Genomic DNA, 12,097 nt, shown 5'->3' on the forward strand with positions numbered 1-12,097 from the left:
CTGTTATGCTCGCTCTCGGCTCTGACCACGGCGGCCTGGATTTGAAGCGCCGCATCATCGCCTATCTGGAGGAAAACCACATCCCCTACAGGGACTTCGGCTGTGACACCGCCGACTCCTGCGACTACCCCGACTTCGGCGCCGCCGCCGCCCGGGCGGTGGCCTCAGGAGAGTGCGACAGGGGCATCGTCATCTGCACCACCGGCATCGGCATCTCCATCGCCGCCAACAAGGTCAGGGGCATCCGCTGCGCCCTGTGCCATGATCCCCTCTCCGCCGAGATGACCCGGCGGCACAATGACGCCAATATGCTGGCCCTGGGCGGCGGCATGGTGGGGCCCAATCTGGCCGTGCGGATCGTGGAGGTCTTCCTGAACACCGAGTTCGAGGGCGGCCGCCACCAGCGGCGGGTAGATAAGCTCAGAGATCTGGAGTGAGGTCACGGCTATGAATATCAGGCACGCGGTCATGGGGGATCTTGACGTCCTGGCGGCGATCGAGGCCGCCTCCTATCCCAAGGCGGAGGGCGCCTCCAGGGAAAGTCTCCGGGGTCGGCTGGAGCACTTTCCCAACTGCTTCTGGCTCCTTGAGGACGACAGAGGCGGCGTCATCGCCTTCATCAACGGTATGCTCACAGACAAACCCGACCTCACCGACGACATGTACGACCATCCGGAGCTCCACGACGAGACGGGCCGCCGGCTCATGATCTTCTCCGTGGTCACCGATCCTCGGTTCCGGGGCAGGGGCTGCGCCAGCCAACTGATGGAGCGGGTCATCCGGGATATGAGGGCGCAGGGGCGGGAGGATATCGTCCTCACCTGCAAGGAGCGGCTGCTCCCCTTCTACTCCAGGTTCGGCTTTGTCAGCGAGGGCGTCTCCGGCTCCACCCACGGGGACGTGACCTGGTACCAGATGCGGCTGGCACTGTGAGTCCTCTTTCCACACAAAAGCCCCTGACCTTCCGGTCAGGGGCTTTTCTCTGTCTCATTGGCTCTGGCGCTGGTACTCTGAGGGGGTCATGCCCACCGCCTTTTTGAAGGTGGAGCTGAAATAGGTAATGTCCCGGTATCCCACCTGCTCGGCCACCTCGTAGACCTTGTTGCGGCAGTCCCGCAGCAGCTCCATGGCCGCATGGATGCGGTAATCGGTGAGGTAGCTGCCCAGGGTACGGGAGGTCTCCTTCTTGAACTCGTGGCTCAGGTGGCCCTCGCTGATACCCAGAGAGCGGGCCACCGAGCTGACGCTGATATCAGGTTCATTGTAGTGCTCCGCAATGTAGCGCAGGGCCTCCTTCACGTACTTGCTCTTGCCCTCGACGGCCACATCAGGCCCCTGGGCCGGGGCGGCGTCCCGGCCCACCCGGCTCTGGAGCCGGGTCACTGCCTCCTCCAGCTCCCCGTCGTGAAAGGGCTTGAGCAGGTAGTCCACCGCCCCCAGCTTTACCGCCGACTGGGCATAGGAAAAATCGCTGTAGGCGGTGAGGATGATCACATGGGCTCCATTGCCCTCGGCCCGGAGCCGGCGCACCATCTCAATGCCGTCCATCCGGGGCATTTTGATGTCGGTGACGATCAGCTCCGGTTTGCATTGGCGGATCAGCTCCAGGCCCTCCTGGCCGTCGGCGGCCTCTCCCACCACGGCGCAGTCCACCGCCGCCCAGTCCACCGCCAAAACGATGCCCCGGCGCACCAGAGCCTCGTCCTCTACCACCACTACCTTCATCATGTTTCCTCTCCCCCCTTTCCATGGGCGATGGGCAGCGCCACCCGGATACAGGTGCCCCGTCCCCCGGCAGGGGGCAGGAACTGCAGGCCGCTGTCCGGGCCGTAGTGGAGACGCAGGATGGCGTCCACATTGTAAAGGCCCAGATGGCCCCCTTCCTGCGGGCCGGAGCGCCGCAGGAACCGCGCCATGCTCTCCTCCGACATGCCGCAGCCGTCGTCCCGCACGGTGAGGAGCATGGTCTCCCCGCTTTGGACAGCCTCCACCGAGATGTGGCCGCTGCTGCCGTCTTCAAAACCGTGGATAATGGCGTTTTCCACCAGAGGCTGGAGCATGAGCTTGGGCACCAGGGCGTCCATCAAGGCTGGCTCCACCCGCAGGGCAAATTCAAACTTGCCGGGAAAGCGGATGGCCTGGATCTCCACATACCGCTCCAGTACCTCCAGCTCCTCCCGCAGCTCCACGAACTCCTCGGCGGAGATGCTCCGGCGCAGGATGTCCGCCAGGTCGGCGGAGATGGTGGAGATCTCCTGGGAGCCGTTGATCTTCCCCAGCCATTTCAGGGTGTCCAGGGTGTTATAGAGAAAATGGGGGTTGAGCTGGGCCTGCATCATGCGGATCTGGGCGTCCCCCAACTCCTGCTGCTGGTGGATGGACTGGGCCAGATTGGCTTTCAGCCGCTGAGTCATCCGGTTGAACCGGCCAGAGAGCTGGCTGATCTCATCGGTGCCTGTCACCTCCACCCTGGCGTCCAGGTCGCCCTCCTCCACCGCCGCCATAGCGCTGTTGAGGGTGCGGATAGGCTCAAAGAGCTGGCGGCTGAAGCCCAGCGCCACCCGCATACACACGCCCGCGCACAAAAGGATGGACAGGGCGGCCACCAGGCAGAAAAGCCGCATGGTTCCGTCCGTCAAAGGCTTCGGCTGGCGCAAAAGCACAGAGAATCCGCTGCTCTTCTCCCGGAAGACGTGGTAGGTATAGTCCGCCCCCGCCTCACCAAGGCTCTGCCCATCCAGCAGGCAGAGCCGCAGCCGGGCGGCCAGCGCACTGTCCTGAAGAGTCGGCGTGGCATAGACCTGATCCCAGAAGGGATCCAGAACCAGCACGTCGCTTCCTGTGCCGTAGCCGCCCTGAAACAGACGCTGGAAATGCTCCTCCCGCAGCTCCGCCACCACGTAGCCCGCCGCCCCGTCCCGGCCGGGAACGGCCCGGGCCATGCGCATGCACCCCCCGGTAGAATCCAGCGGGGATATCTGGCGGTAGACCGTCTCCATCGCCTCCCCGGCCGCGGCCAGCGCCCCCCAGTTGGTGGGCAGGCTCCTGGGCGCGGCGTTGGAGGTGGCATACAGCAGCTCCCCCTGCGCGTCATAGAGGGAGAAATCCGCCTCCCGCAAGAGGGGCAGGGCCGCGGAATAGAGCGCGTTATAGACCTGGGTGCCGTTGAACCGTCTCCTGCCGGTCATGGCGTCGACGATAAGCGTCTCCTTCTGCAGGCTTTCCAGCACCCCGCCGCAATCGGTCAGCAGCGTTTCAAAATCGGAGGAGAGCGCGTCGAGCTGGTTCTGGGCGCTCTCCCTGGAATTACGCAGCAGAACGGTTTGAAAGATCCCTAAAATAAGTCCCACGCACACCACCAGAGGCACCAGACCCACCGCCAGGAAGGAGCCCAGTAGCTTCTTCTGGAAGGAGGCGCGCAAGCCCAGCCCCCTCATGGCGTCTCCTCCCCGGTAAAGTCCGCCCAGTGGATCAAAAACTCCTCCTTCAGCGCGGAAGCCCAGACCATGGGATAGTCAAAGACCCCCATCTCCTCCTCGGTGGGCAGCTCCTCCCGGTCGGCCACATCCTGGCGCACCGAGCGGCGGGAGAAGGCGCTGACCACCAGGGACTGTACGTCGGCGCTCTGGACAAACTCCAAAAAAGCCTTGGCATTGTCCGGGTGGGGCGCCCCCAAGATAAGGGCGCTGCCGTCAGGCACCGCGCTGGTACCCTCGGCAGGGTAGACCACACCGATGTTCTCCCCCTGGGCGATCCCCTTCAGGGCGGTCTCCTCCAGTGTGACGCCGATGCTCTTTCTGCCTCCGGACACGGCGGAGACCACATCGCCGGAGTCCCCCAGAGCCCCCTCCAGATTCTCCGCGAAGGCCCGCACCAGCTCCCAGGTCTCCCCCGGCAGGCAGGAGAGCATGGTGACGGCGGCGGTATAGCTGGAGCCGGACACGGCGGGATCCGCAAAGGCGATCCTCCCCTTCCAGCGGCTATCCAAAAGATCCTCCCAGCCGGTCAGCTCCGCCTCATCCACCAGCTTTGTGTTATAGATGAGCACCACCGGCAGGGCGGAAAAGGGCGTCCACAGATCCCCCTCCCCCCGGAGGCCCGGCTTCAAAAGCTCCGCGCCGGAACAGGTATACGGCGCAAAGAGATCGGCGTAGGCCGACAGGCTCTCCACGCCGCCGCCAAACATCACGTCGCACTCCGGCGCCTCGGCCTGGGCGGCGATGCGCTCCAAAAGCTCGTTGGTGCCCCCGGTGACCACCTCTACCCAGATGCCTGTGCGCTCCTGAAACTCCTTGACAATGGGCCCGTAGACCTCCTCCTTGTGGGAGGTGTAGACCACCAGCCGATCCTCCGCCGCCGGGGCCGGGGGGTCGTTCTGGTGCGGAGCGCAGGCGGAAAGGCACAAAAAGAGGGCGCACAGGAGCCCAAAGCAACGCCTTTTCATCCTCTCCACCTCTTTCTCTGCTCTTTCTTGATCGGCTCGCGAAAACGCCCTTATACCAGCTCCAAAAGCGCTGTCAGGCGCGTCACCTCATAGTCCGCCAGGGGGTTGCCCGCGGCGTCCCCGCCAAAGGCCACCGCCTGGAAGCCCCCGGCCTTGGCCGCCCGAAGGCCCGCCGCCGCGTCCTCCACCACCAGAGCCTGCGCCGGCGCCACGCGCAGAAGCTCCGCCGCCTTCAAAAAAACCTCCGGATCGGGCTTGGCCCTCGTCACCATACTGCCGTCAGCAATGGCGTCAAAGCAGGCCGTCAGCTCTGTGCGCGCCAGGATGCGCTTTGCGTTTTTGCTGCTGCTGCCCACCGCCAGAAGGAGCCCTTTCTCCCGCAGGCCCCTGAGAGCGGCCCGGACGTCACCGTCCACCTCTTCAGGGCCCATCTGCTCCACCCGCTGTAAGTAGGCCTCGTTCTTTTCGGCGGCCAGGGCCTCCTTCTCCTCCCGGGTAAACTGCCGGGGGGAAAAGGCCAAAATGCGCTCCAGGCTGTCCATTCGGGAAAGGCCCCGGATGCCGTCGTAGCGTTCCTGGGGAAAATCGATGCCCAGCTTGTCGGTGAGGATACGCCAGGCGTTATAGTGATAGCGGTCGGTGTGCACCAGCACGCCGTCCAAATCAAAGATCACCGCTTTTTTCATGCTCCCAGCTCCTTTAGGATGTCTTCCAGAACGGTCAATACACTGCTGCAGCGGCGGGGATACCGCGCCTTCAGTACAGGGTCGGCCCCCTCCATCAGGTAGGCTGTGCCGGCGATGTCCAGCATGGCCGTGTCGTTCCAGTTGTCCCCAAAGGCCACGGTATCCGCCAGGGAAACGCCCAGCCCTGCGCACAATCCCTTCAATCCCACGCCCTTGTCCGCCAGGCCGAAGTCCACCCAGTCAGGCCCCGCGGCGGCCATGTGGAGGCTCTCTCCCCACCGGGGGCCCAGAATGGCCATGGGCTCCGCCGTGCCCTGGGGGCAGTAGACAGAGACCTTGATGACGTCCTCCCCGATCGCCTCCGGGGCGGACACCTCCGCCACATGGTTCCCCTTCGGCCCCCGCATATATTGGACGTATTCCGGCGTACCGTTACAGATATATGTGGTATTGGCGCCCGAGATCAGGATCTGGCATCCGGGCAGCTCCAAAATGGCCCGGGACAGCGCCAGAGCCTCCTTTCGGGGCATAACGGTCTTGGAAAGTACCGGGGCGGTGTCCTCTCCGCCGGGGCCGTAGAGGATGGCGCCGTTTTCACACAGGCAGCAGATCTCTTCCGAGACCGGGGCGAAGAGACGGCGCAGGGAGTGAAACTGCCGGCCCGAGGCGGGACAGAAGTGCACCCCCGCGGCACGCAGACGGCGAATGAGGGGAAAAAGCATCTCAGGCAGCTCGCTGTCTCCATAGGGGATGAGGGTGCCGTCGATATCGCTGGCGATGAGTTTGATCACGTGATCTCCTCCTCTCCCTGTAACGTATTACGCAGCAGAAAATCTGACGGCTCCAGAACCTGATCCCGGAAGGGCCTGGGATGGCCCTCCACCGTCAGATATACCGCCTCCACGCCCTCCAGCTGGCACAGGGTGAGCACAATACAGCCGTCGGCCAGGGTCAGCTCCGCTCCGGACAGGCCCTCGTAGGCCTCGGAGAGATCCACCGCGGCCACCCCGTCGCTGATCGACCACCCCCGCAGGGCGGTGCCGCTGGGGAAGGGCGAGGCCAGACTGTCGCTCTCCGGCCCGGAGAGCAGAAGGGTCATAAGCCCCTCTACCGTGCCCCCTGACGAGGGCTCCCGGAACTCCCGATCCAGTGCGGCGTCGTCCCTCCGGCCGGAGGCGGTGATAAAGTAGAACGCATACTGCCCTTCCGGGGGCTCCTCATCCCGGCCGGGCCGGTGGGAACAGGCGGCGCAGAGCAGGCTCAGTGCCAGCAGGGCGGCGGCGAGACGCTTTTTCATGCCCGCTCCCCCCTTTCACACAGGGGGAAGGTGACGGTGAAGCGGGTACCCTCCGGCTCCCGCCGCTGCGCGGTCACCACGCCGCCGTGACGCTTGGCGGTGTCCTGGACGATGGATAGGCCCAGGCCCGTGCCGCCGGCGGCGCGGGAGCGGGCCTTATCCACCCGGTAGAACCGGTCGAAGATCTTATCCACATCCTCCGCGGGGACGCCCACACCGGTATCCTCCACAACGATCTCCGCCCGGTCTTCCACCGCCCTCAGCCGCACCCAGAGCTTGCCGCCGGGCAGGTTATACTTCACGCCGTTTTCCATAAGATTGAACAGGATCTGGTACAGGTCGTCCCTGGTGCAGCGCACCCACACGTCCTCATCCAGCTCCATGGTAAGGGATACGTCCACCGCCCGGGCCAGGGGCTCCAGCATGTGCTCCGCCCGGCGGGCCACCGCGGCCACCTCCACCGGCTCGGTGACCACCGGAGCTCCCGCGTCCAGCCGGGTGAGGGCCAGCAGATGCTCGGTAATGCGCTGGAGCCGCTCGGCCTCGCTGCCGATGTCCCCCACAAAGTCCCGGACGGTCTCCGGATCCATGTCCCCGGTCTGCAAAATGGAGTCGGTGAGCAGGCGGATGGAGGCCAGGGGGGTCTTCAGCTCGTGGGAGGCGTCGGAGACAAAACGGCGGCGCACCTCCTCCGTGGTCTGAAGGCGGCCGGTCAGGTCATTGAACTCCCCGGCCAGCTGGGTCAGCTCGTCCTTACCGGAGAGCTTCACCCGGTGGCTGTACTCTCCCTCCCGGACGGTGCGGATGGCCCCCAAAAGCTGCCCCAGCCGGCGGGTAATGGCCTTGGAGAACACGACGCTGAAAAGCAGGGCGGCCAGCGCGATGACCAGAGAGATGCTGCGAAGGGTCTGCTGGACGCTCACCAGGAACTCCCCCGCGAAGGTGTCATATTCGTCCACATACACAGCTCCCAGGGTCATGCCCCGGTACACGATGGGGGTGGCGGCCCGGCTGTGGAAGGCCCCGTTTTCAAAGTCGGAGCGGATGTTGTCCTCCCAGCGCAGGGCGGCGGCCACCTCCCGCAGAAGGGCATACTGGCCCGCCGCCTGTCCGGCGCTGTCATAGAGCACCAGACCGGAAGGGCCGGTGACCAGCACCCGGCTCAGGCCGGTATCGCCCAGCACCTCCATGACCCGGGCCACCCCCTCCTCGCTGAGGCTGTCCGGCCCCGCCAGAGCGGAGGCCATTACCGCGGCCTGACTCTGCAGGGAGGTCTGCTTGGACTGGAAGACCATCTCCTGGGAGGCCAGCACCGGGTAGGTGTTGAGCAGCACCAGCACCGCGGCAATGACCACCAGGTAAGTCATGGCATATTTGGTTTGAAGAGAGCGCCAAAGAGGCACTTTCTTCGACTGCCGGGCGGTCTCCATGGCGTTCCCTCCTCTCCTTCAGCGGCCGTTTACTGTCCGCTTTTCAGATAATAGCCCACGCCCCACTTGGTAAGGATGTACTCCGGATTGGCGGGATCCAGCTCCAGCTTCTCCCGCAGGCGGCGGACGTGGACGTCCACGGTGCGGTAATCCCCGGCGTACTCATAGCCCCACACCACGTTCAGAAGATTCTCCCGGGAGTAGACCCGGCCGGGGTTCCGCATCAGAAGCTCCATCAGGTCAAACTCCTTGGCGGTAAGCTCCACGCTCTGTCCCTCCTTCCAGGCCGAGCGCTGGTCGGCGTCCAGAAGGATGTGGCCCACGGTGAGCTGTCCGCCCCCCGAGCTCTGCTGGGCCATGCCCGCCCGGCGGAGAAGAGCCCGGATGCGGGCCTTCAGCTCCAGGATATTGAAGGGCTTGGTGATGTAGTCGTCGGCACCGCACTCAAAGCCCACCAGCTTGTCGGCGTCCTCGCTTTTGGCCGTGAGGAGGATAATGGGCACGTTGGAAAATTCCCGGATGCGCATACAGGCCTGAAGCCCGTCCAGCTTGGGCATCATCAGATCGAGGATGATCAGGTCGAAGGCCCCGCCCCGGGCCAGAGCCACGGCGGCCTGGCCGTCATAGCCCACCTCCACCTGGTAGCCCTCGCTCTCCAGATTGAATTTGATGCCCTTGACCAGCACCCGCTCGTCGTCCACTACCAGTATTTTCATTTCGCGTCCTCCACAGTGATATCGTCTATCAGCTCCGCCAGGGTCTCCTCCCCGATGCCCTTGACCCGGGTGATGTCCTCAGGAAAGCGATAGGGGCCGTTAGTCTCCCGGTCGGCAATAATATCCGCCGCCCGTTTCTCTCCGATGCCGGGCAGGGTCATGAGCGCCTCAGCGTCGGCGGTATTGATATTGACTTTTTCCTGCTCCGGGATCACGGTGGGCGCGGGCAGCGCAATGACCGTATCCTCCAAAGTGCGCTGCGTCTCCACCCGAATGGGCGCGGCGGCAGTGTTCCCCCGGAGGAACCACCCGGCGGTAAAGGCCAGAAACAGCCCCGCCAAAGCCAGGGCGGCGGCTTCCCATTTGGAAATCGTCATTATTTTGTAACCGCCTCCTCTGTTGCGTCTGTACCGAAGGTCTGATATAATGGTTTTATTCAGAGACATTATAACATATATAGCGGGAGTTTCCTATGAAAAAATATCGTTCCTTCTCCATCTTTTTTCTTCTTCTGGCGCTGACGGCGGCTCTGGCCGCCCCGGCGGCTGCCGCCGAGCCCTTTTCGGTAGAGGCCACCGCCGCCATCCTATTGGACGCCGACTATAACGAGGTGCTCTACGAGCAGGCCGCCGACGAGCGCCGCTACCCCGCCTCCATCACCAAGGTGATGACCGGCCTTCTCACTGTGGAGGCCATTGACCGGGGAGAGCTGTCCATGGACACCGTCGTGACCCTGGGCGACGACCTCTACACCGGCATCGGCGAGGGGGGCTCCACCCAGGGACTGAAGAGCGGGGAGATCCTAACGGTGCAGGACTTGCTCTACTGCGCCCTCCTCCCCTCCGCCAACGAAGCCTGCAACGCCTTGGCCTCCGCCGTGGCCGGGAGCATCCCCGCCTTTGTGGAGCTGATGAACCAGCGGGCGGCGGCTCTGGGCATGACAAACACCCACTTCGTCAACACCCACGGCTACCATGACGACGCCCACTACACCACCGCCCGGGACATCGCCAAGATGTGTGCCGAGGCCATGAAGCACCCCGACTTCCGGGAGATCGTCTCCTCGGTGCGCTACGATGTGCCCGCGACCAACCTCCACGCCGCCCGGGAGCTTCATGACACCAACGCCCTGGTCTCCAATTTCCGCACCGGGCGCAGCGACCTTCTCTACCGCTACGCCGTAGGCATCAAGACCGGCTCCACTCCGGAGGCGGGCTTCTGCCTGGCCTCGGCGGCGGAGAAGAACGACCGGCTCATGATCGCCGTCCTCTTGGGCGGACAGGACTACCGCAAGGCGGAGGCCAACTATTTCTCCGAGAGCAAACGCCTTTTGGAATACGGCTTCAACGAATTCTCCCGCAAGGAGCTTCTGAGCCCCATCGACCCCATCGCCACTGTGCCGGTGAAATACTGCGCCCAACAGGACTATGTCACCGTTCAGGCCAGCCTCGGTCTGGAGGCCACCCTGCCCAACGACCTGGATCCCACCCTCTTCCTGCGCCAGGTGGAGCTGCCGGAATCCTTGGAGGCCCCCATTGAGAAAGGGCAGGTGCTGGGCTCCATCTCCATCTCCTATGCGGGCAAGGACTACGGCAGCGCCGACCTCATCGCCACTACCGCTCTGGAGCGCTCCCAGCTGGTGTTCATCCTGGATCACATCCAGGCGCTGTTCAGCCTTCTGTGGGTGAAGCTCCTCCTGCTGGCCGCCATCCTTCTCCTTCTCCTGCTGGTGCTGCGGCGCATGGTCTTCGGCCCCAGCCGCCGCAAGCGCTACAATGCCCCCAAGACATACAGCGCCAGCTACCGGGGCAGAAAGCGGTAATTACATAGCAAAAGGCCCGGAGCCAGCGCGGCTCCGGGCCTTTCTTCAGAGATTCTCCTTCAATGCCTGGGCCAGCTGATCCGGGCAGGAGGTGGGCTTGAAGCCGCAGTGGATGCCGTCCAGCCGGGCGATCACATCCTCCACCTTCATTCCCTCCACCAGCTTGCTGATGCCCTGGAGGTTGCCGTGGCAGCCGCCCTGCACCTCCAGGGACTTGACGACGCCGTCCTCCACCTCAATGCGCATCTGCCGGGCGCAGACGCCCTTAGGCTGATAATCTATGGTCATGGAGCTCTCCCCTTTTCTTTGGTTTGCCCCATTGTAGCACCGCCTGCGGAAAAAGGCAAGAAGGGTCTGCCCCTTCCATTCTAAATCTTTTCGAAAATTTTCTCCCTTTCCCTATTCACCGGCTCCGTTTTGGATTATAATGAAAATACATAAAATGGGGAGGGTTCAATATGTATTACATCGGCATCGACCTGGGCGGCACCAACGTACACGCCGGACTGGTCAATGAGAAGGGCGAGCTGCTGGGCCAGGTCAACATCCCCACCCCCAAGGGGGCCGACGCGGTGGCCGACGCCATCACCCAGGCCGCCCGGCTCTCCGCCGACCAGGCGGGGGTGGCTTTGTCCGACGTCCGCTCCGCGGGTCTGGCCTCCGCCGGCTCCATCGACCCGGAAAACGGCATGGTGCTCCACGCCTGGAACCTGGGACTGGATCACGTCCCCCTCTCCCGCATGGTCTCCGAGCGGCTGGAGATGCCCACCCTGCTGGAAAACGACGCCAATGCCGCCGCCCTGGGTGAGTTCGTGGCCGGGGCGGGCCGGGGCTACCGCTCTCTGGCGGCGGTGACCCTGGGCACCGGTGTGGGCTGCGGCGCGGTGTTGGACAGCAAGCTCTTCACCGGCTTCAATTACGCCGGCATGGAGGCCGGCCACATGGTCATCCACCGGGGCGGCCGGGAGTGCACCTGCGGCCGCCGTGGCTGCTGGGAGGCCTACGCCTCCGCCACCGGCCTGATCCGCTCTGTCCGGGAGGCCATGGAGCACCACCCCGACAGCGCCCTGTGGCGTTTCGCCCCCACTCTGGAGGCGGTAAACGGCAAGACGGTTTTCGACGCGGCGGAGGCCGGGGATCCGGCGGCCCAGGCCGTGCTGGACGACTACCTGGGCGATCTGGCCTGCGGCATCGTCAACCTCATCAACATCCTCCAGCCTGAGGTATTGTGCATCGGCGGCGGCATCTCCCGCCAGGGCGAAAAGCTCCTGCGCCCCCTGCGGGAGGTGCTCGACCGGGAGGAGTTCACCCGGGACAGTCCCCGGCGCACCCGGCTTTGCGTGGCAAAGCTCCGCAGCGAGGCGGGAATCATCGGCGCCGCTTTGGTGCCCGTATACCGTTAAACTCTATTCACAGGGGGTAAACTCCTCCTCCAGAGGGGCCTTTTCCGGCCGCCCCTCCTGGGGCCAGAGCGCCAGCGACGCCCCATAGAGCACCGCCGCCGCGACAGCGATGGCCTGTACCTTGTTGTCCTTGAGCCAGGGGCCGTACTTTTCCCACAGGGGATAGCCCCGCCCTTCACAGAGCTTTTCCGCGGCGTACACCGCCGCTATTGCCACCACCACGCACACTGCCAACCGGGTCATCTGGTCGCCTCCTGCCTGCTTAAGCTCCATAGAGACCGCCTCCTTCCCTATCAGTA

At 64.3% G+C, this 12,097-nt stretch carries 15 protein-coding genes; 4 read left to right on the top strand and 11 right to left on the bottom strand.

Annotated features, from left to right (window positions below):
- Nucleotides 1-5: 5 nt before the first annotated feature.
- Together rpiB and NFR87_RS04935 are read left to right on the top strand one after the other, a co-directional pair.
- Nucleotides 6-437 (top strand): ribose 5-phosphate isomerase B, encoded by a 432-nt coding sequence (gene rpiB, locus NFR87_RS04930; RefSeq protein ID WP_251447198.1) that lies wholly within the window; start codon nucleotides 6-8, stop codon nucleotides 435-437.
- Between the two features lie 10 nt (nucleotides 438-447).
- Complete coding sequence (locus tag NFR87_RS04935) at nucleotides 448-933, top strand: GNAT family N-acetyltransferase (RefSeq protein WP_251447200.1); 486 nt, start codon at nucleotides 448-450, stop codon at nucleotides 931-933.
- Between the two features lie 54 nt (nucleotides 934-987).
- Here the strand turns inward: NFR87_RS04935 and NFR87_RS04940 are convergent, their stop codons facing one another.
- Genes NFR87_RS04940 through NFR87_RS04980 form a run of 9 tightly spaced genes read right to left on the bottom strand, consistent with a single transcriptional unit; the run spans nucleotide 988 to nucleotide 8,950 of the window.
- On the bottom strand, nucleotides 988-1,728 hold the full coding sequence (locus NFR87_RS04940) for a response regulator (RefSeq protein ID WP_251447202.1): 741 nt from the start codon (nucleotides 1,726-1,728) through the stop codon (nucleotides 988-990).
- Complete coding sequence (locus NFR87_RS04945; RefSeq protein ID WP_251447204.1) at nucleotides 1,725-3,437, bottom strand: cache domain-containing sensor histidine kinase; 1,713 nt, start codon at nucleotides 3,435-3,437, stop codon at nucleotides 1,725-1,727. Before NFR87_RS04945 ends, NFR87_RS04940 begins: the two co-directional genes overlap by 4 nt.
- Nucleotides 3,434-4,444 (bottom strand): ABC transporter substrate-binding protein, encoded by a 1,011-nt coding sequence (locus NFR87_RS04950; RefSeq protein ID WP_251447206.1) that lies wholly within the window; start codon nucleotides 4,442-4,444, stop codon nucleotides 3,434-3,436. Before NFR87_RS04950 ends, NFR87_RS04945 begins: the two co-directional genes overlap by 4 nt.
- Before the next feature lie 50 nt (nucleotides 4,445-4,494).
- The gene (pgmB, locus tag NFR87_RS04955) at nucleotides 4,495-5,130 is read right to left on the bottom strand and encodes a beta-phosphoglucomutase (protein ID WP_251447208.1); all 636 of its coding nucleotides are present in this window, start codon (nucleotides 5,128-5,130) and stop codon (nucleotides 4,495-4,497) included.
- On the bottom strand, nucleotides 5,127-5,921 hold the full coding sequence (locus NFR87_RS04960; RefSeq protein ID WP_251447210.1) for an HAD family hydrolase: 795 nt from the start codon (nucleotides 5,919-5,921) through the stop codon (nucleotides 5,127-5,129). Before NFR87_RS04960 ends, pgmB begins: the two co-directional genes overlap by 4 nt.
- The gene (locus tag NFR87_RS04965) at nucleotides 5,918-6,427 is read right to left on the bottom strand and encodes a GerMN domain-containing protein (protein WP_251447212.1); all 510 of its coding nucleotides are present in this window, start codon (nucleotides 6,425-6,427) and stop codon (nucleotides 5,918-5,920) included. The genes NFR87_RS04960 and NFR87_RS04965 overlap by 4 nt, the downstream gene beginning before the upstream one ends.
- Complete coding sequence (locus tag NFR87_RS04970) at nucleotides 6,424-7,857, bottom strand: sensor histidine kinase (RefSeq protein WP_251447214.1); 1,434 nt, start codon at nucleotides 7,855-7,857, stop codon at nucleotides 6,424-6,426. The genes NFR87_RS04965 and NFR87_RS04970 overlap by 4 nt, the downstream gene beginning before the upstream one ends.
- A gap of 29 nt (nucleotides 7,858-7,886) precedes the next feature.
- Nucleotides 7,887-8,573: a response regulator transcription factor gene (locus NFR87_RS04975; protein ID WP_251447216.1), complete on the bottom strand. Its 687-nt coding sequence runs from the start codon at nucleotides 8,571-8,573 to the stop codon at nucleotides 7,887-7,889.
- On the bottom strand, nucleotides 8,570-8,950 hold the full coding sequence (locus tag NFR87_RS04980; RefSeq protein ID WP_251447218.1) for a ComEA family DNA-binding protein: 381 nt from the start codon (nucleotides 8,948-8,950) through the stop codon (nucleotides 8,570-8,572). The genes NFR87_RS04975 and NFR87_RS04980 overlap by 4 nt, the downstream gene beginning before the upstream one ends.
- 95 nt (nucleotides 8,951-9,045) lie before the next feature.
- On the opposite strand from NFR87_RS04980, the gene NFR87_RS04985 reads away from it, so the two are divergent.
- Entirely contained in the window at nucleotides 9,046-10,395 is a 1,350-nt protein-coding gene (locus tag NFR87_RS04985) for a D-alanyl-D-alanine carboxypeptidase family protein (RefSeq protein ID WP_251447220.1), read from the top strand.
- Between the two features lie 45 nt (nucleotides 10,396-10,440).
- Here NFR87_RS04985 and NFR87_RS04990 read toward each other — a convergent pair whose 3' ends face one another.
- Nucleotides 10,441-10,683, bottom strand: coding sequence for a TIGR03905 family TSCPD domain-containing protein (locus tag NFR87_RS04990; protein WP_251447222.1), 243 nt, complete (start codon nucleotides 10,681-10,683; stop codon nucleotides 10,441-10,443).
- Nucleotides 10,684-10,853: 170 nt separating this feature from the next.
- Between NFR87_RS04990 and NFR87_RS04995 the strand changes: the two genes are divergently transcribed.
- A complete protein-coding gene (locus NFR87_RS04995; protein ID WP_251447224.1) occupies nucleotides 10,854-11,798 on the top strand; it encodes an ROK family protein in 945 nt (314 codons plus the stop codon).
- 3 nt (nucleotides 11,799-11,801) lie between these two features.
- On the opposite strand, the gene NFR87_RS05000 is transcribed toward NFR87_RS04995, so the two are convergent.
- On the bottom strand, nucleotides 11,802-12,071 hold the full coding sequence (locus tag NFR87_RS05000; protein WP_251447226.1) for a hypothetical protein: 270 nt from the start codon (nucleotides 12,069-12,071) through the stop codon (nucleotides 11,802-11,804).
- Between the last annotated feature and the right edge of the window lie 26 nt (nucleotides 12,072-12,097).

Origin of the sequence: Vermiculatibacterium agrestimuris (assembly GCF_943193085.1) — a bacterium.
Taxonomy (GTDB): Bacteria; Bacillota; Clostridia; order Oscillospirales; family Oscillospiraceae; genus Vermiculatibacterium; species Vermiculatibacterium agrestimuris.